This is a genomic window from Pseudomonas sp. 8(2025) (assembly GCF_052665325.1).
In genome coordinates this window covers 91,569-117,728 of the sequence record NZ_JBQOIE010000009.1, presented here as the reverse complement: position 1 = coordinate 117,728, position 26,160 = coordinate 91,569, and the positions used below count along the sequence as shown (strand labels likewise).

24 protein-coding genes are annotated in these 26,160 nt (G+C 62.9%); 18 read left to right on the top strand and 6 right to left on the bottom strand.

Going from position 1 to position 26,160, the window contains the following annotated elements; genetic code table 11:
• Positions 1–23: 23 nt before the first annotated feature.
• The 9 genes from ACUXVH_RS18320 to ACUXVH_RS18280 all read left to right on the top strand — a co-directional run bounded on the left by ACUXVH_RS18320 (position 24) and on the right by ACUXVH_RS18280 (position 10,522).
• A complete protein-coding gene (locus ACUXVH_RS18320; protein WP_011062874.1) occupies positions 24–755 on the top strand; it encodes a response regulator in 732 nt (243 codons plus the stop codon).
• Positions 745–2,214, top strand: coding sequence for an ATP-binding protein (locus tag ACUXVH_RS18315; protein WP_019094564.1), 1,470 nt, complete (start codon positions 745–747; stop codon positions 2,212–2,214). The genes ACUXVH_RS18320 and ACUXVH_RS18315 overlap by 11 nt, the downstream gene beginning before the upstream one ends.
• A gap of 187 nt (positions 2,215–2,401) precedes the next feature.
• Positions 2,402–3,661 carry a D-mannose isomerase gene (locus tag ACUXVH_RS18310; protein ID WP_015636742.1) on the top strand — a complete coding sequence of 420 codons (1,260 nt, stop codon included), beginning with the start codon at positions 2,402–2,404 and terminating at the stop codon, positions 3,659–3,661.
• A 116-nt stretch (positions 3,662–3,777) separates the two neighbouring features.
• On the top strand, positions 3,778–5,070 hold the full coding sequence (locus tag ACUXVH_RS18305) for an ABC transporter substrate-binding protein (RefSeq protein WP_011062871.1): 1,293 nt from the start codon (positions 3,778–3,780) through the stop codon (positions 5,068–5,070).
• A 120-nt stretch (positions 5,071–5,190) separates the two neighbouring features.
• On the top strand, positions 5,191–6,099 hold the full coding sequence (locus tag ACUXVH_RS18300) for a carbohydrate ABC transporter permease (protein WP_011062870.1): 909 nt from the start codon (positions 5,191–5,193) through the stop codon (positions 6,097–6,099).
• Complete coding sequence (locus ACUXVH_RS18295; protein ID WP_065365378.1) at positions 6,092–6,937, top strand: carbohydrate ABC transporter permease; 846 nt, start codon at positions 6,092–6,094, stop codon at positions 6,935–6,937. Before ACUXVH_RS18300 ends, ACUXVH_RS18295 begins: the two co-directional genes overlap by 8 nt.
• Positions 6,938–6,940: 3 nt before the next feature.
• The gene (locus tag ACUXVH_RS18290) at positions 6,941–8,101 is read left to right on the top strand and encodes an ABC transporter ATP-binding protein (RefSeq protein WP_015636741.1); all 1,161 of its coding nucleotides are present in this window, start codon (positions 6,941–6,943) and stop codon (positions 8,099–8,101) included.
• Positions 8,102–8,189: 88 nt separating this feature from the next.
• A complete protein-coding gene (locus ACUXVH_RS18285) occupies positions 8,190–9,539 on the top strand; it encodes a carbohydrate porin (protein WP_047288671.1) in 1,350 nt (449 codons plus the stop codon).
• 128 nt (positions 9,540–9,667) lie between these two features.
• A complete protein-coding gene (locus ACUXVH_RS18280; protein WP_019094568.1) occupies positions 9,668–10,522 on the top strand; it encodes a D-hexose-6-phosphate mutarotase in 855 nt (284 codons plus the stop codon).
• 31 nt (positions 10,523–10,553) lie between these two features.
• Here the strand turns inward: ACUXVH_RS18280 and ACUXVH_RS18275 are convergent, their stop codons facing one another.
• Positions 10,554–11,414 (bottom strand): MurR/RpiR family transcriptional regulator, encoded by an 861-nt coding sequence (locus ACUXVH_RS18275; RefSeq protein WP_169892262.1) that lies wholly within the window; start codon positions 11,412–11,414, stop codon positions 10,554–10,556.
• A gap of 312 nt (positions 11,415–11,726) precedes the next feature.
• Between ACUXVH_RS18275 and zwf the strand changes: the two genes are divergently transcribed.
• Genes zwf through ACUXVH_RS18260 form a run of 3 tightly spaced genes read left to right on the top strand, consistent with a single transcriptional unit; the run spans position 11,727 to position 14,579 of the window.
• On the top strand, positions 11,727–13,196 hold the full coding sequence (gene zwf, locus ACUXVH_RS18270) for a glucose-6-phosphate dehydrogenase (RefSeq protein ID WP_015636738.1): 1,470 nt from the start codon (positions 11,727–11,729) through the stop codon (positions 13,194–13,196).
• Positions 13,183–13,896, top strand: a complete 714-nt coding sequence (pgl, locus tag ACUXVH_RS18265) for a 6-phosphogluconolactonase (protein WP_019094569.1) — start codon at positions 13,183–13,185, stop codon at positions 13,894–13,896. Before zwf ends, pgl begins: the two co-directional genes overlap by 14 nt.
• 17 nt (positions 13,897–13,913) lie before the next feature.
• Positions 13,914–14,579, top strand: a complete 666-nt coding sequence (locus ACUXVH_RS18260) for a bifunctional 4-hydroxy-2-oxoglutarate aldolase/2-dehydro-3-deoxy-phosphogluconate aldolase (protein ID WP_015636736.1) — start codon at positions 13,914–13,916, stop codon at positions 14,577–14,579.
• Positions 14,580–14,693: 114 nt separating this feature from the next.
• Here the strand turns inward: ACUXVH_RS18260 and ACUXVH_RS18255 are convergent, their stop codons facing one another.
• Both ACUXVH_RS18255 and ACUXVH_RS18250 read right to left on the bottom strand, forming a co-directional pair.
• Positions 14,694–15,884 (bottom strand): aminotransferase class V-fold PLP-dependent enzyme, encoded by a 1,191-nt coding sequence (locus ACUXVH_RS18255; protein ID WP_065365379.1) that lies wholly within the window; start codon positions 15,882–15,884, stop codon positions 14,694–14,696.
• Positions 15,885–15,897: 13 nt separating this feature from the next.
• Positions 15,898–16,134, bottom strand: a complete 237-nt coding sequence (locus ACUXVH_RS18250; protein WP_015636734.1) for a DUF3820 family protein — start codon at positions 16,132–16,134, stop codon at positions 15,898–15,900.
• 232 nt (positions 16,135–16,366) lie between these two features.
• Here ACUXVH_RS18250 and ACUXVH_RS18245 point away from each other — a divergent pair, with 232 nt between their 5' ends.
• The 4 genes from ACUXVH_RS18245 to ACUXVH_RS18230 all read left to right on the top strand — a co-directional run bounded on the left by ACUXVH_RS18245 (position 16,367) and on the right by ACUXVH_RS18230 (position 20,050).
• A complete protein-coding gene (locus tag ACUXVH_RS18245) occupies positions 16,367–16,834 on the top strand; it encodes a ferritin-like domain-containing protein (protein ID WP_011062859.1) in 468 nt (155 codons plus the stop codon).
• A 157-nt stretch (positions 16,835–16,991) separates the two neighbouring features.
• Positions 16,992–18,980 (top strand): FUSC family protein, encoded by a 1,989-nt coding sequence (locus ACUXVH_RS18240; RefSeq protein ID WP_065365380.1) that lies wholly within the window; start codon positions 16,992–16,994, stop codon positions 18,978–18,980.
• On the top strand, positions 18,967–19,173 hold the full coding sequence (locus ACUXVH_RS18235; RefSeq protein WP_011062857.1) for a DUF1656 domain-containing protein: 207 nt from the start codon (positions 18,967–18,969) through the stop codon (positions 19,171–19,173). The genes ACUXVH_RS18240 and ACUXVH_RS18235 overlap by 14 nt, the downstream gene beginning before the upstream one ends.
• A 10-nt stretch (positions 19,174–19,183) precedes the next feature.
• Positions 19,184–20,050: an efflux RND transporter periplasmic adaptor subunit gene (locus tag ACUXVH_RS18230; protein WP_011062856.1), complete on the top strand. Its 867-nt coding sequence runs from the start codon at positions 19,184–19,186 to the stop codon at positions 20,048–20,050.
• A gap of 67 nt (positions 20,051–20,117) precedes the next feature.
• On the opposite strand, the gene ACUXVH_RS18225 is transcribed toward ACUXVH_RS18230, so the two are convergent.
• Both ACUXVH_RS18225 and ACUXVH_RS18220 read right to left on the bottom strand, forming a co-directional pair.
• Positions 20,118–20,588, bottom strand: coding sequence for a MaoC family dehydratase (locus ACUXVH_RS18225; protein ID WP_011062855.1), 471 nt, complete (start codon positions 20,586–20,588; stop codon positions 20,118–20,120).
• Between the two features lie 49 nt (positions 20,589–20,637).
• Positions 20,638–21,582, bottom strand: a complete 945-nt coding sequence (locus ACUXVH_RS18220) for an alpha/beta hydrolase (protein WP_011062854.1) — start codon at positions 21,580–21,582, stop codon at positions 20,638–20,640.
• 214 nt (positions 21,583–21,796) lie between these two features.
• On the opposite strand from ACUXVH_RS18220, the gene fadD2 reads away from it, so the two are divergent.
• Both fadD2 and fadD1 read left to right on the top strand, forming a co-directional pair.
• Positions 21,797–23,485, top strand: a complete 1,689-nt coding sequence (gene fadD2, locus ACUXVH_RS18215; protein ID WP_065365381.1) for a long-chain-fatty-acid--CoA ligase FadD2 — start codon at positions 21,797–21,799, stop codon at positions 23,483–23,485.
• 340 nt (positions 23,486–23,825) lie between these two features.
• Positions 23,826–25,517 carry a long-chain-fatty-acid--CoA ligase FadD1 gene (gene fadD1, locus ACUXVH_RS18210; RefSeq protein WP_011062852.1) on the top strand — a complete coding sequence of 564 codons (1,692 nt, stop codon included), beginning with the start codon at positions 23,826–23,828 and terminating at the stop codon, positions 25,515–25,517.
• A gap of 61 nt (positions 25,518–25,578) precedes the next feature.
• Here fadD1 and ACUXVH_RS18205 read toward each other — a convergent pair whose 3' ends face one another.
• The gene (locus ACUXVH_RS18205) at positions 25,579–25,956 is read right to left on the bottom strand and encodes a hypothetical protein (RefSeq protein ID WP_015636730.1); all 378 of its coding nucleotides are present in this window, start codon (positions 25,954–25,956) and stop codon (positions 25,579–25,581) included.
• Between the last annotated feature and the right edge of the window lie 204 nt (positions 25,957–26,160).

Genomic DNA, 26,160 nt, shown 5'->3' with positions numbered 1-26,160 from the left:
GCCTAACAATAAGGACGGCCCCGGTGAGTTCAGTCAGTAAGTCGATTTTGTTGGTTGACGACGATCAGGAAATTCGCGAGCTGCTGGAAACCTATCTCAGCCGCTGCGGCTTCCAGGTGCGCAGCACCGCCGACGGGGCCGGCTTTCGCCTGGCCCTCAACGAGGCGCCCAGCGACCTGGTGATCCTCGATGTGATGCTGCCGGACGAAGACGGCTTCAGCCTGTGCCGCTGGATCCGCCAGCATCCCAAGCGCAGCCAGGTGCCGATCATCATGCTGACCGCCAGCTCCGACGAGGCCGATCGGGTCATCGGCCTGGAGCTGGGCGCCGACGACTACCTGGGCAAGCCTTTCAGCCCCCGGGAGCTGCAGGCGCGGATCAAGGCCCTGCTGCGGCGCGTGCAGTTCACCCAGGAGCGGGTTGTCGGCGAGGTGCTGTGCTTCGACGAATGGCGCCTGGATGTGATCAGCCACCGGCTGTTCCACAACGATGGCGAGGAGGTGATTCTTTCCGGCGCCGACTTCGCTCTGCTCAAGCTGTTTCTCGACCATCCCCAGGAAATCCTCGATCGCGACACCATCGGCAATGCCACCCGCGGGCGTGACCTGATGCCCCTGGATCGCATCGTCGACATGGCGGTGAGCCGCCTGCGCCAGCGTCTGCGTGACACCGAAAAGCCGCCGCGGCTGATTCGTACCGTGCGCGGCAGTGGCTATCAATTGGCAGCCAATGTGGTTGCCGGCAGTGGCCACTGAGGCATTGCGCAAAGTGCTGCGGCGCCTGCCGGTGCCCCGTTCCCTGCTGGGGCGGATGCTGCTTTTGACCCTGCTGGCGGTGCTGTTCGCCCAGGCGCTGTCCAGCGTGATCTGGGTTTCCCAGCTGCGCGCCACTCAACTCGAAGGGCTGGTGACCAGCGCCCGCAGCCTGGCCCACTCGATGACCGCCAGCGTCAGTTACCTGCGTTCGTTGCCGGTGGCGTACCGGCCCCTGGTGCTGGACCAGTTGCGCAGCATGGGCGGTACGCGGTTTGTCGTGACCCTGAACGACAAGCCCCTGGGCATGCAGGTGCTGCCCGCCACCCCGCGCAAAGAAGCGGTGTTGCAAGCCGTGGAGCAGGTGTTGCGCCAGTCCCTGGGCAATGACGCGGATATCTCCGTGACCTTCGTCAGCCCCGATGACCTGCGGATCTTCAATGGCGGCCTCAAGCTCGACGAATTGCCGCGCTCCTGGGCCCATTACGCCCTGACCCTGGAACCGGTAAACCCGCCGGTGCTGGTGACCCAGATCCAGATGGCGCCGGGAGAGTGGCTGTACATCGCCTCGCTGTTGCCCGAGCCCTATACCAGCCTGGAAGAACAGGGCCTGCCGGCACAGCAGGTGTGGTTCATCCTGCTCACCAGCGGTTTTCTGCTGTTGTTCATCGGCCTGTTGGTGCATTGGCAGAGCCGGCCCCTCAAGCGCCTGGCCCGGGCGGCGCGGGACATGTCCCTGGGGGCCGACGTCGAGCCGGTAGCGGAGGGCGGCGGAAGTGAAGTGGTGGAGGTGGGCCGGGCCTTCAACAGCATGCGCGAGCGCATCAGCCGCTACCTGACCGAGCGCAGCCAGCTGTTCAGCGCCATCTCCCACGACCTGCGCACCCCCATCACCCGCTTGCGCCTGCGGGTGGAATTGCTGGAGGACGAGCAACTGCAGGCCAAGTTCGGGCGCGACCTAGATGAACTGGAGTTGCTGGTCAAGGGCGCGCTGCAGTGCGTCAAGGACACCGACATCCACGAGAACATCGAGCCGGTGGACCTCAATCAGGTACTCGACTGCCTGGTAGAGCCTTATCTGGCACCCAACGGCAATGGCCGCGTGACCCAACAGGGCCGGGCCCTGGCCAGCTACCCGGGCAAGCCCCTGGCGCTCAAGCGCTGCATGGGCAACCTGATCGACAATGCCCTGAAGTACGGACAGAACGCTCACCTGCACATCGAAGACGACGACAGCGGCTTTGTCCTGCATGTCGACGACGAAGGCCCCGGCGTACCGGAGCAGCGCCTGGAGCAAGTCTTCGAGCCGCACTTCCGTCTTGCTGGCCAGCAGCAGGGCTACGGCCTGGGCCTGGGGATTGCCCGCAACATCGCCCACAGCCATGGCGGCGAAGTCAGCCTGCAGAACCTGCGCGAAGGCGGCCTGCGCGTAACCCTGTACCTGCCCCGGACCTTCGACTGACCTGCCGGCCGTTGTAAGCGCTGGCTTGTGGAGGAACTGGCTTGCCAGCGAAGGCGTCCTCAAGGGCACCACAGGGCTCAAGGTGCAATGTCACGGTTTGGTGACATTGCGCTGGTCCTTTGTTACCTGCGGTCGCAGGCGGCTTGATTAGACTCAAGCCTTCGATAAAAACAACAACAGGTCACCCATGGACGCTCTCTCCCTGCCATTCAGCAGTTGGCTGAATGCCCCTGCACATCAGGCCTGGCTCGCCGCCGAAGGCCTGCGCCTGCTGGATTTTGCCAAGGCCTCACGGCTCCCCGCGGGCTTTGGCAACCTCGATGAACAGGGCCGCCTGCCCAGCGGCGCCCAGGCCGAAACCATGAACACCGCGCGCATGACCCACAGCTTCGCCATGGCCCATATCCAGGGCCTGCCGGGTTATGCCGCTCTGGTGGACCACGGCATCGCCGCCCTCGGCGGGCCCTTGCGTGATGCCGAGCACGGCGGCTGGTTCGCCGTGGCCGGGCAGGCCGACGGCAACAGCACCAAGGCCGCCTACCTGCATGCCTTTGTCGCTCTGGCGGCCAGCTCCGCGGTGGTGGCCCAACGTCCCGGCGCCGAGCGTTTGCTGGAGGAGGCCATCGCCATCATCGACCGGCATTTCTGGAGCGAGGAGGAGGGCGCGCTGCGCGAGTCTTTCAACTGCGACTGGAGTCAGCCGGAAGCCTATCGCGGTGCCAACAGCAACATGCACGCCACCGAGGCGTTCCTGGCCCTGGCCGATGTCACCCAGGACTCACGCTGGCTGACCCGCGCCCTGCGGATCGTCGAGCGGGTGATCCACACTCAGGCGGCGGCCAACGACTTCATGGTGATCGAGCATTTCGACCTCGCCTGGCAACCACTTCGTGACTACAACCGGGCCTTTCCCGCCGACGGTTTCCGGCCCTTTGGCACCACCCCGGGACACGGCTTCGAATGGGCGCGGCTGTTGCTGCACCTGGAGGCTTCGCGGGTGAAGGCCGGCATGCTGACCCCCGGCTGGCTGGTGCAGGACGCGCAGAAGCTGTTCGAAAGCAACTGCCGCCATGGCTGGAGCGTCGATGGCGCCCCGGGCATGGTCTACACCCTGGACTGGGACCACCAGCCAGTGGTGCGCGAGCGCCTGCACTGGACCCACGCCGAGGCCAGCGCCGCCGCCAGCGCCTTGCTCAAACGCACCGGCCAGGCCCAGTACGAGGCCTGGTACCGCTGTTTCTGGGAATTCTGCGAGGCCCATTTCATCGACCGCAGGCACGGTAGCTGGCACCACGAACTGGGCCCGGACAACCAGCCGTCAGCCCGGATCTGGGGCGGCAAGCCGGACCTCTATCACGCCTGGCAGGCGGTGCTGATCCCGCGCCTGCCGTTGGCCCCGAGCATGGCTTCGGCATTGGCCCAGGTGTCTGTTCCGGGCCTTGTGTAACCATGTGGTGACATTTCCCCATCGCTTCGTTACTCGAATGATCGACTAGGCTGTTTAGACTCGTTTGCAGCGCAAGCACCAGACTTGCATGCATAACAACAAGAAAGGTACTTCAAATGAATGCGATTTCTCGCCTCGCCACTGTCATTTCCCTTGCCTCTCTGTTTCCCCTGAGTGCCCTCGCCGCCGACTCCAAAGGTTCCGTGGAAGTCGTCCACTGGTGGACTTCGGGTGGTGAAAAAGCCGCCGTCGATGTGCTCAAGGCCCAAGTGGAAAAAGACGGTTTCACCTGGAAGGACGGCGCCGTGGCCGGCGGTGGCGGTTCCACTGCCATGACCGTGCTCAAAAGCCGCGCCGTGGCCGGCAACCCGCCGGGTGTGGCGCAGATCAAGGGCCCGGACATCCAGGAATGGGGCAGCACCGGCCTGCTTAGCACCGATACCCTCAAGGACGTGGCCAAGGCCGAGAACTGGGACGGCCTGCTGTCGCCCAAGGTGGCCAATACCGTCAAGTACGAAGGTGACTACGTGGCGGTGCCGGTGAACATCCACCGGGTCAACTGGCTGTGGATCAACCCTGCCGTGTTCAAGAAAGCCGGGATCGACAAGGCTCCGACCACCCTCGAAGAATTCTATGCCGCCGGCGACAAGCTCAAGGCCGCCGGCTTCATCGCCCTGGCCCACGGTGGCCAGCCGTGGCAGGACAGCACCGTGTTCGAAGACGTGGTGCTCTCGGTCATGGGCCCGGAGGGCTACAAGAAAGCCCTGGTGGACCTGGACCAGAAAACCCTCTCCGGCCCGGAAATGGCCAAGGCCTTCACCGAGCTGAAGAAGATCACCGGCTACATGGACCCCAACCGTGCCGGGCGTGACTGGAACATTGCCGCAGCCGACGTGATCGGCGGCAAGGCCGGCATGCAGATGATGGGCGACTGGGCCAAGAGCGAGTGGACCGCGGCCAAGAAGGTCGCCGGCAAGGACTACCAGTGCGTACCGTTCCCGGGTACCGACAAGGCCTTCACCTACAACATCGACTCCCTGGCGGTGTTCAAGCTCAAGGCCGACCGCAAGGGCGATATCGCTGCCCAGCAGGACCTGGCCAAGGTCGCCCTGGGCAAGGACTTCCAGAAAGTCTTCAGCATCAACAAGGGTTCGATCCCGGTGCGTACCGACATGCTCAACGACATGAGCGCCGAGGGCTTCGACTCCTGCGCCCAGGCGTCGGCCAAGGACTTCCTGGCAGACGAGAAGACCGGCGGCCTGCAGCCGAGCATGGCGCACAACATGGCCACTTCCCTGGCGGTGCAGGGCGCGATCTTCGACGTGGTGACCAACTTCATGAACGACAAGGATGCGGACCCGGCCAAGGCCAGTGCGCAGCTGGCTTCGGCGGTCAAGGCCGCGCAGTAATCCTTGAACCCCGCCGCCGGTACGCCGGCGGCTCACCCGTGACTGTCGCCGCCCTGCCTGTGCCCCGGCCCATGCAGCGACGGTGTGCAGCCCGGATTCACTCCTGACTGGGTTATTCCGATGAGCTCTGTGGCGGTTTTCAGCAAAGCCTCACCGTTAGATGCATTGCAGCGCTGGCTACCCAAGCTGGTGCTGGCACCGAGCATGGTGATCGTGCTGGTGGGTTTCTACGGCTACATCATCTGGACGTTCATTCTGTCCTTTACCAATTCCAGCTTCATGCCGAGCTACAAGTGGGTCGGCCTGCAGCAATACCTGCGCTTGATGGACAACGACCGCTGGTGGGTGGCGAGCAAGAACCTCGCGGTCTTCGGCGGCATGTTCATCGCCATCAGCCTGGTGCTGGGAGTGTTCCTCGCGGTGCTGCTGGACCAGCGCATCCGCAAGGAAGGCTTTATCCGCACCGTGTACCTGTACCCCATGGCGCTGTCGATGATCGTCACCGGTACCGCCTGGAAGTGGTTGCTCAACCCCGGCCTGGGCCTGGACAAGATGCTTCGCGACTGGGGCTGGGAAGGCTTTCGCCTGGACTGGCTGGTGGATCAGGACCGGGTGGTGTACTGCCTGGTGATCGCTGCGGTGTGGCAGGCCTCGGGCTTTGTCATGGCGATGTTCCTCGCCGGCCTGCGGGGTGTCGACCAGTCGATCATCCGCGCCGCCCAGGTGGACGGCGCGAGCCTGCCGACCATCTACCTGAAGATTGTCCTGCCGAGCCTGCGGCCGGTGTTCTTCAGTGCCTTCATGATCCTCGCCCACATCGCCATCAAGAGCTTCGACCTGGTGGCGGCGATGACCGCGGGCGGCCCGGGCTATTCCTCCGACCTGCCGGCGATGTTCATGTATTCCTTCACCTTCAGCCGCGGCCAGATGGGCATAGGTTCGGCCAGCGCCATGCTGATGCTGGGGGCCGTACTGACCATCCTGGTGCCTTACCTGTACTCCGAACTGCGAGGCAAGCGCCATGACTAACTCCCTCGCCAAGCCGACCCTGAACTTCAGCCGGATCGCCATCTACGCCACCCTGCTGCTGGCGGCGGCGGTGTACCTGATACCGCTGGTGGTGATGCTGCTCACCAGCTTCAAGACCCCGGAGGATATCCGCACCGGCAACCTTTTGAGCTGGCCACAGGTGGTGGACGGCATCGGCTGGATCAAGGCCTGGGACACTGTCGGTGGCTACTTCTGGAACTCGGTGAAGATCACCGTGCCGGCGGTGCTGATCTCCACCTTCATCGGTGCAATGAACGGCTACGTGCTGTCGATGTGGCGCTTTCGCGGCTCCCAGCTGTTCTTCGGCCTGCTGCTGTTCGGCTGCTTCCTGCCGTTCCAGACCGTGCTGCTGCCGGCTTCGTTCACCCTGGGCAAGTTCGGCCTGGCCAACACCACCACCGGCCTGGTGCTGGTGCACGTGGTCTACGGGCTGGCCTTCACCACTTTGTTCTTTCGCAACTACTACGTGAGCGTGCCGGATGCGCTGGTCAAGGCTGCGCGCCTGGACGGTGCCGGGTTCTTCACCATCTTCGGCAAGATCCTGCTGCCGATGTCGGTGCCGATCATCATGGTCTGCCTGATCTGGCAGTTCACCCAGATCTGGAACGATTTCCTCTTCGGCGTGGTGTTCGCCAGTGGCGACGCGCAACCGATCACCGTGGCCCTGAACAACCTGGTCAACACCAGCACCGGGACCAAGGAATACAACGTTGATATGGCAGCGGCGATGATCGCCGGGCTGCCGACACTGCTGGTCTACATCTTCGCCGGCAAGTATTTCCTGCGCGGGCTGACGTCCGGCGCGGTCAAGGGGTAAGGCATGGCAACTCTCGAATTACGCAACGTCAACAAGACCTACGGTGCCGGCCTGCCGGACACCCTGAAGAACATCGAGCTGAAGATCGATGACGGTGAATTCCTGATCCTCGTCGGCCCATCCGGCTGCGGCAAATCCACCCTGATGAACTGCATCGCGGGCCTTGAGAACATCAGTGGCGGGGCGATCCTGGTGGACGACGCCGACATCAGCGGCATGAGCCCCAAGGATCGTGACATCGCCATGGTGTTCCAGTCCTACGCGCTGTACCCGACCATGAGCGTGCGCGACAACATCGCCTTCGGCCTGAAGATCCGCAAGATGCCCGCCGCCGAGATCGACGCGGAAGTGGCGCGGGTGGCCAAGCTGCTGCAGATCGAGCACCTGCTCACCCGCAAGCCGGGCCAGCTCTCCGGTGGCCAGCAGCAACGGGTGGCCATGGGCCGGGCCCTGGCCCGGCGGCCGAAGATCTATCTGTTTGACGAGCCGCTGTCCAACCTCGACGCCAAGCTGCGGGTGGAGATGCGCACAGAAATGAAGCTGATGCACCAGCGTCTGAAAACCACCACGGTCTATGTCACCCACGACCAGATCGAAGCCATGACCCTGGGTGACAAGGTGGCGGTGATGAAGGACGGGATCATCCAGCAGTTCGGCACCCCGAAGCAGATCTACAACGACCCGGCCAACCTGTTCGTGGCCAGCTTCATCGGTTCGCCACCGATGAACTTCATCCCCCTGCGCCTGCAGCGCAAGGACGGCCGCCTGCTGGCCCTGCTGGACAGTGGCCAGGCTCGCTGCGAGCTGCCCCTGGGGCCCCAGGATGCCGGGCTGGAAGACCGTGAGGTGATCCTCGGCATTCGCCCGGAACAGATCGCCCTGGCCGCGGGCGAGGCCAACGGCCTGCCGACCATTCGTGCCGAGGTCCAGGTGATCGAGCCCACCGGCCCCGACACCCTGGTGTTCGTCACGCTCAATGGCACCAAGGTCTGCTGCCGCCTGGCACCGGACCAGGCCCCCGAGGCCGGGGAAACCCTGACACTGCAGTTCGATCCGGCCCGGGTGCTGTTGTTCGACGCCCAGAGCGGTGAACGCCTGGGCGCCGCCGGGGCACCGGTGACAGAGGCCCGGGGCGGCAATGTGGCGCAGTTCAAGGGCCGCTGAATCCGTGACGGATGGCCTGTCATCCGTCGCCATTGCTGTAAACCGCGTTGGATAAATCGTTAATAACAATAAAGACGAGGATGTAGGGATGAAAAAGCAACACAGCAACACCCGATTGCTCTGCCAGTTGTCGGCGGTGGCGGCCCTGGTCCTGTCCGGCAATGCCATGGCCGATGAGGCGTTCAGCGCCGATTCGAAATGGATGACCGGCGACTGGGGCGGCGAGCGCACCAAGCTGATCGAGCAGGGGATCGACATCAAGGCCGACTACGTCGGTGAAATGGGCGCCAACCTGCATGGTGGTTACAACGACGACAAGACCGGGCGCTACAGCGACCAGTTCGGCCTGGGCGTGGCGTTCGACCTGCAGAAGCTTTTGGGCTGGGACAACACCCAGGCCAAGATCCAGCTGACCAACCGTAACGGCCAGAACATCTCCAACGACCGCATCGGCGACCCGCGTGCCGGCACCTTGAGCTCCTCCCAGGAGGTCTATGGCCGGGGGCACATGGTCCGCTTGACCCAGTTGTGGGTTCAGCACCAGTTCCTCGACGGCAAGCTGGACGTCAAGGCCGGCTACTTCGGCGAAGGCGAAGACTTCAACACCTTCCCCTGCGACTTCCAGAACCTGGCGTTCTGCGGCTCCCAGGTGGGCAACTGGGCCACCGGCATCTGGTACAACTGGCCGGTCAGCCAGGCGGCGCTGCGAATCAAGTACAACATCACCCCCGAGCTGTATGCGCAAATCGGCGCCTACAACCAGAACCCGTCGCAACTGGAGCACGGCAACGGCTTCAAGCTCAGCGGCAGCGGCACCAAGGGCACCGTATTGCCCGTGGAACTGGTCTGGTCGCCCAAGCTCAACAGCCTGCCGGGCGAGTACCGCGTCGGTTACTACAAGAGCACGGCCGATGCCAATGATGTGCGCAAGGACGTCAATGGTCAGGATGCCGCGGACACCGGCGATGCCTATCGCGTGCACAACAGCAAGCACGGCTACTGGTTCGTCGGGCAGCAGCAACTCACCACGCACAACGGTGATGCTTCCCGGGGCCTGAACATCGCCGCCAACGCCACCTTCCACGACAAGGACACCAACGTCGTCGACAACTACCAGTCGCTGATGTTCGTGTACAAGGGGCCGTTCGATGCGCGTCCCAAAGATGACGTCGGCATCGGTTTTGCTCGGATCCACGTCAACGACGATGTGCGCAAGAACGCCCAGCTGATCAACGAGGACAACGGCATCAGCAACTACGACAACCCGCTGTACATGCCGCTGCGCGACACCGAATACAACTACGAGATCAACTACGGCTTCCACGTCACCAACTGGCTGACCGTGCGCCCCAACCTGCAATACATCACCCACCCGGGTGGTGTGGATGAAGTCGACAACGCGCTGGTGGCCGGCCTGAAAATTCAGTCGGTGTTCTAAGGCCGTTGCGATAAGCTCCTTCTCTCTGTGCGCATTTTGCGGATGGCCTGGGCCGTCCGCTTTTTTTTGTCGGGCCGGCGCCCCCCTCATGAGTAGCGAGACAGCATTGATTTTCAGGACTGCGGCCCATGCATGAGCATCCGCTACAACGCTTTTTCAGATCCTTGCGCGAGCGCCCGGTGTTTGCCTGGGAGCGTTATCAACTGCGTGACGTGCTGGTGATCGATCACCCGCTGTGCCAGGCCGTGTTCAGTCGTCAGGGTGCCCAGTTGCTGCACTTCCAACCGGCCGGACAAAAGCCCTGGCTGTGGTGTGCGGCGAAGTGGCCGCAGGTGGGGGCGATCCGTGGCGGAGTGCCTGTGTGCTGGCCCTGGTATGGTCGCCATCCCAGCGAAAATGCCTGGCCTTCCCATGGCTGGGCGCGGCTGCTGGACTGGAAGCTGCTGGACAGCAGCAGTGATGAAGAGGGCGTGCGCCTGCACTGGCAATTGCAGTTGTGCGACTGGAAGGTCGACCTGCATGCGCACCTGGGCCAGAGCATGGACCTGCGCCTGAGCACCGAGCACCAGGACACCGAACCCTGCCAGTTGAGCCAGGCTCTGCACGCCTACTGGCGTATTGGTGATGTCGGCGAGATAGCGCTGTCTGGGCTCGATGGCGCCCAGGGTTATGACCAGTTGAACCGTCAGGTCTGCCAGCAGCAGGGCGAGTTGCGGGTCGAGGGCGGTTGCCAGCGGGTGTTCCAGCACGAGGGTGAGTTGCAGCTCAAGGATCACGCCTGGCAGCGCGAGTTGTGCATCGATACCGGTGACCATGCCGACACCGTGGTCTGGCACCCCGGCACCCGGCCGCTGCTGGGGGTGAGCTGGAATGAGGTGTCGCGGTTCGTCTGTGTCGAAGCGGCTGTGGGTGGCACCGACAGCCTGCGCCTGGCGCCCGGGGAGCAAGCGCACCTGAGCTTGCAGGCGCGCGCTGCGGGGTAGGGAGCCGGCTGGCCGGCGAACCGGCCCGGCTTCAGTTGAACTCGTCGCCCACCGGGTAGCGGCTGGCGTTGAGGCTTTCCTTGATCTTGCGCAGGTGTGGCTGGAAATCCACGCCGCGGCGCAGGGTCATGCCGGTGGCCAGCACGTCGAGCACGGTGAGCTGGATGATCCGTGAGGTCATCGGCATGTAGATGTCGGTGTCTTCCGGTAGCGGGATGTTCAGGCTCAAGGTGCTGGCCTTGGCCAGTGGCGAGTTTTCTGCGGTCAGCCCCAGCACCGAGGCGCCGTTTTCCCGTGCGATACGCGCCACTTCCACCAGTTCGCGGGTGCGGCCGGTGTAGGAAATGATCACGAACAATTCGCCGGTATGAGCCACCGACGCGATCATCCGTTGCATCAGCACATCGGCGTGGGCGGTGACGGCGAGGTTGAAGCGGAAGAACTTGTGCTGGGCGTCCAGGGCCACCGGGGCCGAGGCGCCGAGACCGAAGAAGTGGATCTGCCGGGCCTGGATCAACAAGTCCACGGCCTTGCTGATCAGGTTCGGGTCCAGGGCCTGGCAGGCGCTGTCCAGGGAGGCGATGGCGCTGCCGAAAATCTTTTGCGTGTAGGCCTCTGGGTTGTCGTCGGCCTCCACGGCACGGCTGACATAGGCCGCACCGCTGGCCAGGCTCTGGGCCAGTTGCAGCTTGAGTTCCGGGTAGCCGCTGACGCCAAAGGAGCGGCAGAAGCGATTGACCGTCGGTTCGCTGACCGAGGCAGCCTGGGCCAGGGCGGCGATGCTGAAGCGAGTCGCCTGCTGCGGGTTGAGCAGGATGACTTCGGCGACTTTACGTTCCGCCTTGTTCAGTTCTTCAAGACGGTTCTGGATCTGCTCCAGAAGGTTTCGCACTCGGTCCATTAAGGTTTCCTAGATCGGCTAGACAGGCGCTGCGGGCAGGGCCGGGAAGCGGTCAATCGAGCAAGGCGCGCCGACGGATTGTCGGTGCAGGCCTTTTGAGCTTGCTGCGATTGCGCTGCGCACCGGGTCGCTGGCGCGCCTGCAATGCGAAGTTGAGAGGTGGCCTATCCTACTGATGGCCCGGATCGACCACCACCTGGAATCTGTATTTTGTAAAAATGTTGTGTTTATTACTACATTTTTCCTTGAGTGATGCCTTGAAAAAAGGTATTTGTAGCTTAACTTGATAAAAGAACAAACATCATGCCTTCGATAACGGTTGAACCCTGCACCTTTGCCTTGTTTGGCGCGCTGGGCGATCTGGCGCTGCGTAAGCTGTTTCCTGCCCTGTACCAACTCGATGCCGCCGGTTTGCTGCATGACGACACGCGCATCCTGGCCCTGGCCCGCGAGCCTGGCAGCGAGCAGGAACACCTGGCGAATATCGAAACCGAGCTGCACAAGTATGTCGGCGACAAGGATATCGATAGCCAGGTCCTGCAGCGTTTTCTCGCCCGCCTGAGCTACCTGCATGTGGACTTCCTCAAGGCCGAGGACTACGTCGCCCTGGCCGAACGTGTCGGCAGCGAGCAGCGCCTGATTGCCTACTTCGCCACGCCGGCGGCGGTGTATGGCGCGATCTGCGAAAACCTCTCCCGGGTCGGGCTCAACCAGCACACCCGTGTGGTCCTGGAAAAACCCATCGGCTCGGACCTGGATTCATCACGCAAGGTCAACGACGCGGTGGCGCAGTTCTTCCCGGAAACCCGCATCTACCGGATCGACCACTACCTGGGCAAGGAAACGGTGCAGAACCTGATTGCCCTGCGTTTCGCCAACAGCCTGTTCGAAACCCAGTGGAACCAGAACTACATCTCCCACGTGGAAATCACCGTGGCCGAGAAGGTCGGCATCGAAGGTCGCTGGGGCTATTTCGACAAGGCCGGCCAACTGCGGGACATGATCCAGAACCACTTGCTGCAACTGCTCTGCCTGATCGCGATGGACCCGCCGGCCGACCTTTCGGCCGACAGCATCCGCGACGAGAAGGTCAAGGTGCTCAAGGCCCTGGCGCCCATCAGCCCGGAAGGCCTGACCACCCAGGTGGTGCGCGGCCAGTACATCGCCGGCCACAGCGAAGGCCAGTCGGTGCCGGGCTACCTGGAGGAAGAAAACTCCAACACCCAGAGCGACACCGAGACCTTCGTCGCCCTGCGCGCCGATATCCGCAACTGGCGCTGGGCCGGTGTGCCGTTCTACCTGCGCACCGGCAAGCGCATGCCACAGAAGCTGTCGCAGATCGTCATCCACTTCAAGGAACCCTCGCACTACATCTTCGCCCCCGAGCAGCGCCTGCAGATCAGCAACAAGCTGATCATCCGCCTGCAGCCGGACGAAGGTATCTCGTTGCGGGTGATGACCAAGGAGCAGGGCCTGGACAAGGGCATGCAACTGCGCAGCGGTCCGTTGCAGCTGAATTTTTCCGATACCTATCGCAGTGCACGGATCCCCGATGCCTACGAGCGGTTGTTGCTGGAAGTGATGCGCGGCAATCAGAACCTGTTTGTGCGCAAAGATGAAATCGAAGCCGCGTGGAAGTGGTGTGACCAGTTGATTGCCGGGTGGAAGAAATCCGGCGATGCGCCCAAGCCGTACGCGGCCGGGTCCTGGGGGCCGATGAGCTCCATTGCACTGATCACGCGGGATGGGAGGTCTTGGTATGGCGATATCTGATTTGCAACTGCCGGCGGGCGTGCGCGCCCACGAATTCCGCAGCCCCACGCTGCTGGCTGAAGGCCAGGCGCTGAAGGTCGCCGAGCTGCTGCGCGAGGCCATTGCCGCGCGCGGCAACGCCACCCTGGTGGTGTCCGGTGGCCGTAGCCCGGTGGCGTTTTTCCAGGCCCTGGTGAAGCAGGAGCTGGATTGGTCCAAGGTGCTGATCACCCTGGCGGACGAGCGCTGGGTGCCTGTGGAGCATGCCGACAGCAATGCGGGCCTGCTCAAGCGCTACCTGCTCCAGGGGCCGGTGGCCAAGGCTCGCTTCCTCGGCCTCTACAGTGCGGCGGCCAATCTTGAAGAGGCTGCCCTGCAAGCGGACAGTCTGCTGGCCGAACTGCCGGGCATCGATGTGCTGGTGCTGGGCATGGGGGATGACGGCCACACCGCGTCGCTGTTCCCCAACAGCCCGAACCTGGCTGAAGCGCTCAAGGCCGATGGCACTCGTCGCTGCTGGCCGATGCTGGCGCCCAGCGTGCCCCATCAGCGCCTGAGCATGAGCCGGGCATTGCTGGCTTCGGCCCGCAACAGCCTGTTGTCGATTTCCGGTCAGTCCAAGCTGACCACCCTGAGCGCCGCACTGGCTGGTGACGCTGTCGCCGAAATGCCGATTCGCGCCTTCCTGCAAACCCCGTTAGAGATTTACTGGTGCCCATGAGCCAAGGATCAGCCGCTATGACAAACCTCGCCCCGACCGTTTCCATGGCGGACAAAGTTGCCCTGATCGACAGCCTCTGCGCCAAGGCGCGGATCCTGCCGGTGATCACCATTGCCCGCGAGCAGGATGTCCTGCCGCTGGCCGATGCCCTGGCGGCCGGCGGCCTGACCGCCCTGGAAGTGACCCTGCGTTCGCAGTTCGGCCTCAAGGCGATCCAGATCCTGCGCGAACAGCGCCCGGAGCTGGTGACCGGCGCCGGCACTGTGCTCGACCCGCAGATGTTGGTGGCGGCGGAGGCGGCAGGTTCGCAGTTCATTGTCACCCCGGGGATCACCCGCGACCTGCTGCAAGCCAGCGTGGCCAGCCCGATTCCCCTGCTGCCGGGGATCAGCAATGCTTCCGGGATCATGGAGGGTTATGCCCTGGGCTATCGCCGCTTCAAGCTGTTCCCGGCGGAAGTCAGTGGTGGCGTGGCGGCGATCAAGGCCCTGGGCGGGCCGTTCGGCGAGGTCAAGTTCTGCCCTACCGGCGGCGTCGGCCCGGCCAATATCAAGAGCTACATGGCGCTCAAGAATGTGATGTGTGTCGGCGGTAGCTGGATGCTCGATCCCGAGTGGATCAAGAACGGCGACTGGGCACGGATCCAGGAGTGCACGGCCGAGGCCCTGGCCCTGCTGGACTGAAGGTTCTACCCGATTCGTTGGTGTGTTCTACGGCTTTACGGTGCGCTTGGTCGGCGCACCGTTTTTTTTTGCCTGGAGAATAGCGCTGCCCGGCGCGCGACAGGTGGGCAGGGCTTACCGGCCGGCCAGGTCGGTGAGGGCTTCGATCAACTGCTGCATATGCGCAAGGGGAGTGGTCAGCCCCGGAGTGATGCGGATGCAGGTGCCGAACCCTGCGCCATTGCGGGCCACGGTAAACAGGTTGTAGTCCCGTAGCAGGCGATCCGCCAGGGCTTGCTGGTCCTGGTGGCGGGTGAAGCGCACAGCGCTGATGGCGCAGCACAGGCGCGGGTCCTGCGGGGTCATGACTTCCAGCCCGTCCATTTCGCGCACCGCTTCGCTCCAGCTATGGCGCAGGTAGTTCAGGCGCGCGCCCTTGGCCGCCGCACCACCCATCGCCCGGTGTTCCTCGAACACCCGGGGCAGGGTCATCAGCGCCGGAATGTTTGGCGTGCTGTAGGGCGTACGGGCGCGCACGTCGTCACGGGGAAAATGGAACTCGTCCATGTCCGGGTCGATGTCTTCCAGGCGTTCGGGGTGGATATACACAAAGCCCAGGCTCAGCGGTGCGCCGATCCACTTGTGCAGGTTGAAACCGGCGAAGGCGATGCCCAGGTCGCGAAGGTCGAAGTCGATCTGGCCCAGGGCGTGGGCGCCGTCGAGGATGATGTCGACCCCGTGTTCCAGAGCGGCGGCGGCAATTGCCCGGACCGGCATCACCAGCCCGCTGCGATGGGTGACATAGGTCAGGGGCATCAGCTTGAGCCGTGGGTAGCGCTCGAAAGCGTCTTTGTAGGTGCTTACAAGGCTGTCAAAACTGGCAGGATGCCGGTGGACGATCTCTATCACTTCGACGCCGCGCTGGCGGGCCAGCCAGCGCATGGCGCTCTTGACCGTGTCGTACTCCAGGTCGCTGAGCAGCACCTGGTCGCCCGGTTGCAGGCGGTTGTAGTTGCGGATCAGCGATTGCAGGGCGTCGGAGGCACAGCGGGTGAGGGCCACGGCGTTTTCCGGCGCCTGCAGCAGCGCCGCCAGTTGGCGGCGGATGTCCAGCGCGTCGATCTGCTCGAAGCGCTGGCGCACCAGCAGCGAGTTGCTGCGGTTCACCCACTGGATGTTGTGCTGGTACTCCTGGGCCACGCTGCGGGTCATGCGCCCGAAGTAGCCGTTTTCCAGGTTGATCGGCCCCGGCTCGATGTCGAACTGGCAAGCGATGCCCTGCCAATGGTCTTCGTCGTGGGCAAGTGTGGCTGCAGTCCTTGGCATGGAGGGCTCTTTTTCAGTGACGGGGTTTGGGTTTGCCGTGTTTGGCCCGCAGGGGATCGAGCAGGTCGCTAAGGCCGTTGTGGTCGATTTCCTGCATCAGGGCCAGCAGGCCGCCGAGTTCGCCCTTGGGAAAACCTTCCCGGGCGAACCAGTTCAGGTAGGGGCCGGGCAGGTCGGCCAGGATTCGGCCCTTGTATTTGCCGAAGGGCATTTCCCGGGTGACCAGCAGTTCAAGAGTTTCAGGGGTCATGGCGGGGGCTGTCGTGTCATTCAAGAGTCTTGGAAAATACAGGCATTCTGCATGGAGGCCAAATGACAGATCATGCAAATAACTCGGATACAGATTTTTGTATATTTTCTAAGTAATTGAATAGTAAGGAATAAAAATATAATCCAAGTCTGGCATGGCGGGTGCAACAGTTAACTCAACTAACTCAACTCTCGAGTTAACCCAATTCTCGCAACCCACAAGGAACCAGAAAATGACTGACTTGAACAAAGAAGCTATTTCGGTACTCAACAGCCTGATCGAGACCAGCAAGGACGGTCAGGAAGGGTTCAAGACCTGTGCCGAAGACATCAAGCACCCCGAGCTCAAGGCGCTGTTCATCAAGCGCTCCACCGATTGCGCCACGGCCGCGGCAGAACTGCAGTCGGTAGTGCGCTCCATGGGCGGGGATCCGGAAACCTCCACCAGTGTCAGCGGCGACCTGCACCGTCGCTGGGTCGACCTCAAGTCCCTGGTGACCGGCAAGGACGAGGAGGCGGTGCTCAACGAAGCCGAGCGTGGTGAAGACCATGCACTGAAGGCCTACAAGGAGGCTCTGGAGAAGATCAACAAGCACAACCTGGTGGGTATTCGTGATGTGGTAGAGCGCCAGTACCACGGCGTGCAACGCAATCACGACCAGGTCAAGGCCCTGCGCAATCAGGCACGCGCCCGTTCGTAAGGGTCAAAACCTGTCAAAAACGCCAGCCAGTCTGGCGTTTTTTTATGCCGGTAATTTAATGCTGGACGGTATTTAGTTAGCTAGCTAATAATTAGCCCAGCTTCGCTGATGTCTATCGCGACTATCGTTGTGTTTGTCCTGCCAAGAGTTGCCAGCCGTGCCCATTACCCTGCAAGCCCTGCTTGCTCCCAACCTTCCTGCATTGCAGTTCGCGATCAAGACCCTGCTCGGTGGTGGGGTAGCGCTGTGGCTGGCATTGCGCTGGGGGCTGGAGCAACCGGCCTGGGCCCTGATGACCGCATTCATCGTGGCTCAGCCGCTGTCCGGCATGGTCTTGCAAAAAGGTCTGGCGCGGCTGTTGGGGACCTTGGTGGGCACCCTTATGTCGGTGCTGTTCATGGGGCTGTTCGCCCAGACCCCCTGGCTGTTCCTCCTGGCCCTGGCGCTGTGGCTGGGGTTGTGCACGGCCAGTTCGACCCTGTTGCGCAGTGCCTGGTCCTACTCCTTCGTGCTGGCCGGCTACACCGTGGCCATCATTGCCTTGCCGGCCATCAGCCATCCCCTGGGGATCTTCGACCAGGCGGTGGCCCGCTGTACGGAGATTTCCCTGGGTATCATCTGCGCCACCGCCAGCAGCGCGCTGCTCTGGCCGCTGCGCGTCGAGCGACAGTTGGCCGATCAGGCCCGCAGCGCCTGGCACAGCGGGATGCAGGCGGCCCGTGCCACCCTGGCCGGGGATGCCCAGGCCCGCAAGGGCCTGCTGGAGATCCTCGGGCGCATCGTCGCCGTCGATGCCCAGCGCGAACATGCCTGGTTCGAAGGCCCGCTGGGCCGCCAGCGGGCCCGGGCGATCGGTGGCCTGAGCCAGAAACTGTTGATGCTGCTGCGCATCTCCCGTTCGGTGCGGCGCCAGTGGAAGCAGTTGGATAGCGTCGAAGCCGCGCGGTTACAGCCGTGGATGGATCAGGTCCTGGCGGCCCTGGACAGCGCTGAGGGTGCCAGCCTGCAAGCCTTGTCGCCACGAGTGCTGGAGGCCTCCCGCGATGGGGCGATCAGCCCGGCGCAGAGTTACTGCCTGGCGCGTTTCAGCTTGTTGCTGGACACCGCCCTGGCTGCCACCCAGGCCCTTTCAGCGGTGCAGGAGGGGCGTGGGGCAATGGTGCAGCCGGCGACGCTGACACCTCACCGCGACTTGTCGCTGGCCCTGGTATTCGGCGCCCGCAGCGCCCTGGCTTTTCTGACGGTGGCCAGCTTCTGGCTGGCCACCGCCTGGCCCGCGGCCTCCGGGGCGATGCTGCTGACCTGTGTGGTCTGCAGCCTGTTCGCCAGCCGCGAGAACGGGGCGCAGATTGGCATGAGCTTCATGCGCGGGATCTTTCTGGCGGTTCCGGCAGCCTTCGTGGTGGGGCAGATCCTGCTGCCTCAGTGGAGCGGTTTCCCGATGCTGGCGATGGCCATGGGCGTGCCGCTGTTCTTCGGCGCCCTGGGCATGGCCAAGCCGCAGATCGGCGCCACGGCCACTTCGTTCTGCCTGCACTTCATCGTGCTGATCTCGCCGATGAACCGCATGAGTTTCGATGTGGCCAGTTTCTTCAATAACGCCCAGGCCATGGTGCTGGGGGTGGGCGCTGCGGTGCTGGCCTTCCATCTGCTGATCCTGCGCAACCCGGCGTGGCACGGCCGGCGCCTGCTGGCTGCGACCCTGCACGACCTGGTGCGCCTGACCCGGCGCAACCTGCGGGGTGCGGAAAGCTGGTTTGGCGGGCGCATGGCCGACCGCCTGTTGCAACTGGCGCGGCATTATCCGGAACTGCCGGAGCCGGCCCGCAGCCGCTGGGACGATGGCCTGCTGGGCCTGGATATCGGCGACGAACTGATGCACCTGCGCCTGAGCCTGGCGGTGGCCCAGGTACCGGTCGGCGCCGCGCAGCGAGCTTATTTCGAGCACCTGCAGCGCACCCTGGAACAAGGCCCGGCGGGCAGTCGTCAGGATGCCCTGGAGCAGGCCAGCGTGGCCCTGCTGGAGGCGCTGGGGCAGCAGCCGCCCAGTGATGCGTTGAAACTGGCGCAGGGCGCCGTCGTGCAATTGCAAAGCAGCTGGCGCAGTTGGTGCCGGCAGCAGGAGGAAAGTCATGGGGCTGCGTGAGTGGTCGCTGGGCGGGGTGCTGCTCAGCCCGTTCCTGATTTATGTGGTGCTGGCGCTGGTGCTGACCGGTGCCCTGCGGATGCTGGTGCGGGTAACCGGGCTGGGCCGCTGGATCTGGCACGAAGCACTGTTCGATTGTGCCCTGTATGTCTGTGTCTTGACGGTCATTACGCTGGTCCTGGGGCCCTTATAAGGAGTTGATCATGCGTACACCCGTACGTGTCGTGTTTACCCTCTGCCTGGTGGCGGTGGCGATCTTTGCCGGTTATCACCTGTGGCAGTACTACATGCTTACGCCCTGGACCCGCGATGCGCGGATCCGCGCCGACGTGGTGATAGTCGCCCCGGATGTGTCCGGCTGGGTGCGCGAGCTCAAGGTGGCGGACAACCAGCCAGTCAAGGCCGGCGAGCTGTTGCTGAGCATCGACCGCGACCGTTTCGAGGCCGCCCTGGAAAAAGCCCAGGCGGTGGTGCAGACCCGCCAGCAGCAGTTGAGCCTGCGCGAACATGAAGCCAGCCGCCGCGCTGCTCTTGGCCCCCAGGCCATCAGCGCCGAGCTGCGCGAAAACGCCCAGATCAACGCCGGCATTGCCCGTGGCGAGCTGCGCCAGGCCCAGGCCGAGGCCAAGGTCGCCGAATTGAACCTGGCCCGTAGCCAGGTGCATGCGCCCCGTGACGGGCATATCACCAACTTGCGCCTGGCCGAGGGTAACTACGTCAATGCCGGGCAGCCGGTGATGGCGCTGATCGATGACTCGACCTTCTATGTCCAGGCCTATTTCGAGGAAACCAAGTTGCCGCGGATCCAGGTCGGCGACCCGGTGAAGGTCTGGCTGATGAGCGCCGGTGATGCCCTGCAAGGCCATGTGGAAAGCATCAGCCGGGGGATCACCGACCGTAATGCCACACCTGACGGGCAACTGCTGGCGGAAGTGGAGCCGACCTTCAACTGGGTACGCCTGGCCCAACGGATTCCGGTGCGGATCAAGCTCGACAAGGTGCCCGAAGGCATCAACCTGAGCGCCGGCATGACAGCCAGTGTGCAGGTGGAGGAGGGCGGCAAACAGTAGGAGCCGGCTTGCCGGCGAAAGCGCCGGCATAGCCTTCGCCGACAAGCCGGCTCCTGGGGAGCGAGACTCAGCCGATGGTGATGGCTGGCAGGGTCGGCAGGGTCACGGTCTGTTGCTTGCGTGGCGCGAGAATCTCGGCTTCGCCGTCCACCACCAGCTCATCGCGCTGGTTGAACACGCGGGTGGCGATGCGCACGCGGAACTTGGGCAGTTTTTCGAGGATCTCCAGGCGCACGGTCAGGGTGTCGCCAATCTTCACCGGCTTCTGGAAGCTCATCTGCTGGCCGATGTAGATGGTGCCCGGGCCTGGCAGCTCGCAGGCCACGGCGGCACTGATCAGCGCACCGCTGAACATGCCGTGGGCGATGCGCTCCTTGAACATGGTGGCGGCGGCGAACTCTGGGTCCAGGTGCACCGGGTTGTGGTCGCCGGACATGGCGGCGAACAGCTGGATGTCACGCTCCTCGACGGTCTTGCTGTACTGGGCGGTCTGGCCGACTTCCAGGGCTTCGTAAGGCGTGTTGGTTACCTGGGTCATGTTGCTGAAATCCTCTGACAGATAAATAAGCGCACTGGCTGCGCACCGGCTATTCCGACCGCGGTGGCCGGCGGTGCTGCAGGGCCTGGTCGAGCCAGGCCAGCACGTCGTGGGTCACTTGGTCACGGTTGCTTTCGTTGAACAGCTCATGACGTGCCTGGGGGTAGATATTGAGTTGCAGGCACTGGCTGCCGGCCTCGCGCAACGCGTTGGCCAGATCCTTGAGACGCTTGCCAGCGCTCACCGGATCACATTCACCACCCATTACCAGCAGCGGCAGGCCCGGATCGATCTGCTTGAGGTTGGCAATCTTGCTGATTTGCTGCAGCCCGCCCAGCAGATCGATCCACAACTGGTTGGTGCAACGAAAGCCGCACAATGGATCGGCCACGTACTTGTCGACTTCCGCCGGGTCGCGGCTGAGCCAGTCGAAGGCGGTGCGATTGGGTTTGAACGCCTTGTTGAACGAACCGAAGGACAGCCATTCGATCAGTGCGCTGCGCCCCTGGCCGCCCTGGCGCCAGCGTTCGATGCGGGCGATCAGGCTGGCGACGCGGTACAGCGCCACCGGCTGGAAATTCGAGCCGCTGAGAATCGCCCCGTGCAGGCTAGCGCTGTGATGTTGCAGATAGGCCTGGGCGATGTAGCTGCCCATGCTGTGGCCTAGAAGCACGATGGGCGTGCCGGGGTGCTGCTGGCCGATGTGCTGGTTGAGGCTGGCCAGGTCGCCGACCACCTTGCTCCAGCCGTTCTGGTCTGCGTAGTGGCCCAGCACCCCCTGTTCCGCCGTCTTGCCGTGGCCACGCTGGTCGGGGGCGTAGACGGCATAGCCTTCGGCGCACAAGGCCTGCGCCAGGCGCGCGTAGCGCCCGCTGTGCTCGGCCATGCCGTGGGACAGCAGGACTACCGCCTTGAGTGGCGGTTCGGGCAGCCACTGGTTGACGAAGAGGCGGTGGTGGTCGCTCGTGGTCAACCAGAACGTGTCATGGGTCATGGCGATTCCTTTGCTCGAAGACGCTGCACTTTATAGCGCATCGGTGCCTGGGCGTCTGATTCGCGCGCCCGTTGGAAGCAAGATTCACAAAATTAATGACACACTTGCGCATATTTGCCTGAATCGCCATAGCTGCTAACGTCCGAGGAGCCCCGCCCCTGAGAGCGTTGCAGTGGCGGCCCGGACAGCTCAGGTACAAGAGAGGACAAGAATAATGCAACCTGATTTCTGGAATGATAAGCGCCCCGCTGGCGTCCCCAACGAGATCGACCTGGGGGCCTTCAAGTCGGTGATCGAGGTGTTTGAGCGTTCCTGCAAGAAATTCGCTGATCGCCCGGCCTTCAGCAACATGGGCGTGACCCTCACCTACGCCGAGCTGGAACGCTACAGCGCGGCCTTCGCCGGTTATCTGCAAAGCCATACCGATCTGGTTCCGGGAGACCGTATTGCGGTGCAGATGCCCAACGTTTTGCAGTACCCGATCGCGGTATTCGGAGCCTTGCGCGCAGGGCTGGTGGTGGTCAATACCAACCCGCTGTACACCGCGCGGGAGATGCGCCACCAGTTCAAGGATTGCGGGGCCCGGGCCTTGGTCTACCTGAACATCTTCGGCCAGAAGGTCCAGGAAGTGCTGGGGGATACCGATATCCAGTTCCTGATCGAGGCCCGGATGGGCGACATGATGCCCAGCGCCAAGGGCTGGCTGATCAATACCGTGGTGGACAAGGTCAAGAAGATGGTGCCGGCCTACGACCTGCCCCAGGCCATTTCCTTCAAGAGTGCCCTGCGCCTGGGGCGTGGCCAGAGCATCAAGCCGCTGCAGGTGGGCCACGACGATGTTGCGGTGCTGCAGTACACCGGGGGCACCACCGGCCTGGCCAAGGGCGCGATGCTGACCCACGGCAACCTGGTGGCCAACATGCAGCAGGCGCGGGCCTGCCTCGGCCAGCATGGGCCCGACGGCCACACCCAGTGGCGTGAAGGCCAGGAGGTGATGATCGCGCCGCTGCCGCTGTACCACATCTATGCCTTCACCGCGAACTGCATGTGCATGATGGTGACCGGCAACCACAACGTGCTGATCACCAACCCGCGGGACATCGGCGGCTTCATCAAGGAGCTGAAGAAGTGGCGTTTTTCTGCGCTACTGGGGCTCAACACGCTGTTTGTGGCACTGATGGATCACCCGGATTTCAAGAACCTGGATTTTTCCAATCTGAAGCTCACCAACTCTGGCGGCACGGCCCTGATCAAGGCTACCGCCGAGCGCTGGCAGAAGCTGACCGGCTGCCGGATCACCGAAGGCTACGGGCTGACCGAAACCTCGCCGGTGGCCTGTACCAACCCCTATGGCGAGCGTTCGCGGCTGGGCACCGTCGGCCTGCCGGTACCGGGCACCACCTTGAAGATCATCGATGACCAGGGCGTCGAGCTGCCGTTGGGCGAGCGGGGCGAGCTGTGCATCAAGGGCCCGCAGATCATGAAGGGCTACTGGAACAAACCCGAGGCCACCGCCGAAGTGCTGGATGCCGAGGGCTGGTTCAAGTCCGGTGATATCGCGGTGATCGATCCGGACGGTTTCGTGCGCATCGTCGATCGCAAGAAGGACATGATCATCGTCTCGGGTTTCAACGTGTACCCGAACGAGATCGAGGATGTGGTCATGGCTCACCCGAAAGTCGCCAACTGTGCAGTCATCGGCATACCGGACGAGCGTTCCGGCGAGGCGGTGAAGCTGTTTGTGGTGCCACGTGAGGCGGGGGTCAGCCTTGAAGAGCTCAAGGCCTACTGCAAAGAGAATTTCACCGGCTACAAGGTGCCCAAGCACATTGTGCTGCGTGACTCTTTGCCGATGACCCCGGTGGGCAAGATCCTGCGCCGCGAGTTGCGCGATATCGCTTGAGCCCAGGGCTTTTACCTGGCGGGCAAGCCGGTTGGCGCAACCGGCTTGCCCGCTCTGCATTCCGAGGGGCGCAAAGCCCCGGGCCAGAGCGGAATTCAGGCGGATAGAATTTTTACTCTAAAAGTGACTATTTAAGTGTCTTGAGTCATTTTTGTGACTATTCAGGCCTTATTTGGCTCTAGTCGGCCTTTTCCAAAGCTGCTACTCTCGGCGCGCTTTGTGACTTCTCGGCCTAAGTAAAAGCCAGACTCACCAACAATAGACACCAATAAAAAACACAGACAAATAATAATCGCATCAAATGCGGTGATGAATTCGCGTTGCTGAGGAGTGGGCTTCCATGATCGAAGACTTTTGGAAGGATAAGTACCCAGCTGGGATTGCTGCCGATATCAATCCAGACGAGTATCCGAATATTCAGGCGGTGTTGAAGCAGTCCTGCCAACGTTTCGCTAACAAACCGGCCTTTAGCAACCTCGGCAAGACAATCACCTACGGTGAACTGTACGAACTGTCCGGGGCCTTTGCCGCGTACCTGCAGCAGCATACCGATTTGCAGCCCGGCGATCGAATCGCCTTGCAACTGCCCAACCTGCTGCAATACCCGATCGCGGTATTCGGCGCGATCCGCGCCGGCCTGATCGTGGTCAATACCAACCCGCTGTACACCGCGCGGGAAATGGAACACCAATTCAACGACTCCGGCGCCAAGGCCCTTGTCTGCCTGGCCAACATGGCCCACCTGGCAGAGGCCGTGGTACCCAAGACCGGGGTCAGGCATGTGATCGTCACCGAAGTGGCGGACCTGCTGCCGCCGCTCAAGCGCCTGCTGATCAACAGCGTGGTCAAGTACGTGAAGAAGATGGTGCCGGCCTATCACCTGCCCCAGGCCGTCAAGTTCAATGACGTTCTGCGCAAGGGCCATGGCCAGCCAGTGCAGGAAGCCAACCCTGCCAGCAGCGACGTGGCAGTGCTGCAATACACCGGTGGCACCACCGGGGTCGCCAAGGGCGCCATGCTGACCCACCGCAACCTGGTGGCCAACATGCTGCAGTGCAAGGCGCTGATGGGCTCCAACCTCAATGAAGGCTGCGAGATCCTCATCACCCCGCTGCCGCTGTACCACATCTATGCGTTCACCTTCCATTGCATGGCCATCATGCTCATGGGCAACCACAACATCCTGATCAGCAACCCGCGGGACTTGCCGGCGATGGTCAAGGAGCTGTCGAAGTGGAAGTTCAGCGGCTTCGTCGGCCTCAACACCCTGTTTGTCGCCCTGTGCAACAGTGAAGCGTTCCGCAAGCTGGATTTCTCGGCGCTGAAAGTCACCTTGTCCGGTGGCATGGCCCTGCAACTGGCGGCGGCCGAGCGTTGGAAGGAAGTGACCAACTGCCCGATCTGCGAAGGCTACGGCATGACCGAGACCAGCCCGGTGGCCACGGTCAACCCGATCCAGAACATCCAGATCGGCACCATCGGCATTCCGGTGCCTTCGACCCTGTGCCGGGTGGTGGACGACGCCGGGGAAGAGCTGCCCCTGGGCGAAGTCGGCGAACTGTGCGTGAAGGGCCCGCAGGTGATGAAGGGCTACTGGCAGCGCCAGGATGCCACCGATGAAGTCCTCAACAGCGAAGGCTGGCTGAAGACCGGTGATATCGCGCTGATCCAGCCCAATGGCTACATCCGCATCGTCGACCGCAAGAAGGACATGATTCTGGTCTCCGGTTTCAACGTCTATCCCAATGAGCTGGAAGACGTACTGGCCTCGCTGCCGGGCGTGCTGCAGTGCGCGGCGATCGGCGTGCCGGACGAGAAATCCGGTGAGACCATCAAGATCTTCATCGTGGTCAAGCCGGGCGTGACCCTGACCAAGGAGCAGGTGATGGCGCACATGCGTGCCAATGTCACCGGCTACAAGGTGCCCAAGGCTGTTGAGTTCCGCGATGCGTTGCCAACCACCAACGTCGGCAAGATCCTGCGCCGCGAGCTGCGTGACGAAGAGCTGAAGAAGCTCGGCGTGAAGAAGTAAGCCGCAGCGCCCACAAAAAAGCCCCGCCAGTGCGGGGCTTTTTTATTGGGCGGCGCCCGCCTTACTGCTGGAACTGGGCGAAGCTCACGCCGGTGCCGGCCGGGCGCACGTCCTTGAGGAAGGAGTCCTTGTCGGCGCTCAACTCCAGGCTCAGGGCGGCCTTGCGCTTGCCTTCGTTGCGGATCACTAGGCCTTCGAGTTTTTCCCGCAGGAACACCGTAGGCACTTTCAGGTGCAGCAGTTGATCGGTGTCCGGGGTGTGCAGCAGCAGGTGCACCCATTCGTACTGACCGATGGCCAGGCGGGTGACCAGGATATCGAACCACCAGATATTGCGGTTGCGGTTCAGCTCCGCGAAGTGGCAGTTGTTGACGCCCAGCACCGCACCGCCCAGTTCCTGGTTCCTGCGGGCGATAGCCTGCTTTTTATCGAGTTTCATAACGTTCCTACGGGGATTGGATCTTCAGTGCTTGGCCTGAACAGGGGGAGCATTCTCCCGGGTTGCCCGGCAAACATAAAGCGCTACCTGGGCGGCGCGATGAAATGCCCGGCAAAAATAATTGAAACTCTGCGCGAAAGCCGCGGGTCAACCTTGGGTAACGACGCAATCCCCTTTGTTCGATCAATGAATGTTCTACGGAGA

What these genes read in the sequence shown, in the direction of transcription:
- ACUXVH_RS18305 (WP_011062871.1), top strand. Translation starts at nt 3,778, where the DNA reads ATGAATGCGATTTCTCGCCTCGCCACTGTCATTTCCCTTGCCTCTCTG.
- ACUXVH_RS18245 (WP_011062859.1), top strand. Translation starts at nt 16,367, where the DNA reads ATGACTGACTTGAACAAAGAAGCTATTTCGGTACTCAACAGCCTGATC.
- ACUXVH_RS18225 (WP_011062855.1), bottom strand. Translation starts at nt 20,588, where the DNA reads ATGACCCAGGTAACCAACACGCCTTACGAAGCCCTGGAAGTCGGCCAG.
- ACUXVH_RS18220 (WP_011062854.1), bottom strand. Translation starts at nt 21,582, where the DNA reads ATGACCCATGACACGTTCTGGTTGACCACGAGCGACCACCACCGCCTC.
- ACUXVH_RS18235 (WP_011062857.1), top strand. Translation starts at nt 18,967, where the DNA reads ATGGGGCTGCGTGAGTGGTCGCTGGGCGGGGTGCTGCTCAGCCCGTTC.
- ACUXVH_RS18250 (WP_015636734.1), bottom strand. Translation starts at nt 16,134, where the DNA reads ATGACCCCTGAAACTCTTGAACTGCTGGTCACCCGGGAAATGCCCTTC.
- ACUXVH_RS18255 (WP_065365379.1), bottom strand. Translation starts at nt 15,884, where the DNA reads ATGCCAAGGACTGCAGCCACACTTGCCCACGACGAAGACCATTGGCAG.
- ACUXVH_RS18260 (WP_015636736.1), top strand. Translation starts at nt 13,914, where the DNA reads ATGACAAACCTCGCCCCGACCGTTTCCATGGCGGACAAAGTTGCCCTG.
- ACUXVH_RS18295 (WP_065365378.1), top strand. Translation starts at nt 6,092, where the DNA reads ATGACTAACTCCCTCGCCAAGCCGACCCTGAACTTCAGCCGGATCGCC.
- ACUXVH_RS18290 (WP_015636741.1), top strand. Translation starts at nt 6,941, where the DNA reads ATGGCAACTCTCGAATTACGCAACGTCAACAAGACCTACGGTGCCGGC.
- fadD2 (WP_065365381.1), top strand. Translation starts at nt 21,797, where the DNA reads ATGCAACCTGATTTCTGGAATGATAAGCGCCCCGCTGGCGTCCCCAAC.
- ACUXVH_RS18280 (WP_019094568.1), top strand. Translation starts at nt 9,668, where the DNA reads ATGCATGAGCATCCGCTACAACGCTTTTTCAGATCCTTGCGCGAGCGC.
- fadD1 (WP_011062852.1), top strand. Translation starts at nt 23,826, where the DNA reads ATGATCGAAGACTTTTGGAAGGATAAGTACCCAGCTGGGATTGCTGCC.
- ACUXVH_RS18205 (WP_015636730.1), bottom strand. Translation starts at nt 25,956, where the DNA reads ATGAAACTCGATAAAAAGCAGGCTATCGCCCGCAGGAACCAGGAACTG.
- zwf (WP_015636738.1), top strand. Translation starts at nt 11,727, where the DNA reads ATGCCTTCGATAACGGTTGAACCCTGCACCTTTGCCTTGTTTGGCGCG.
- ACUXVH_RS18300 (WP_011062870.1), top strand. Translation starts at nt 5,191, where the DNA reads ATGAGCTCTGTGGCGGTTTTCAGCAAAGCCTCACCGTTAGATGCATTG.
- ACUXVH_RS18310 (WP_015636742.1), top strand. Translation starts at nt 2,402, where the DNA reads ATGGACGCTCTCTCCCTGCCATTCAGCAGTTGGCTGAATGCCCCTGCA.
- pgl (WP_019094569.1), top strand. Translation starts at nt 13,183, where the DNA reads ATGGCGATATCTGATTTGCAACTGCCGGCGGGCGTGCGCGCCCACGAA.
- ACUXVH_RS18230 (WP_011062856.1), top strand. Translation starts at nt 19,184, where the DNA reads ATGCGTACACCCGTACGTGTCGTGTTTACCCTCTGCCTGGTGGCGGTG.
- ACUXVH_RS18285 (WP_047288671.1), top strand. Translation starts at nt 8,190, where the DNA reads ATGAAAAAGCAACACAGCAACACCCGATTGCTCTGCCAGTTGTCGGCG.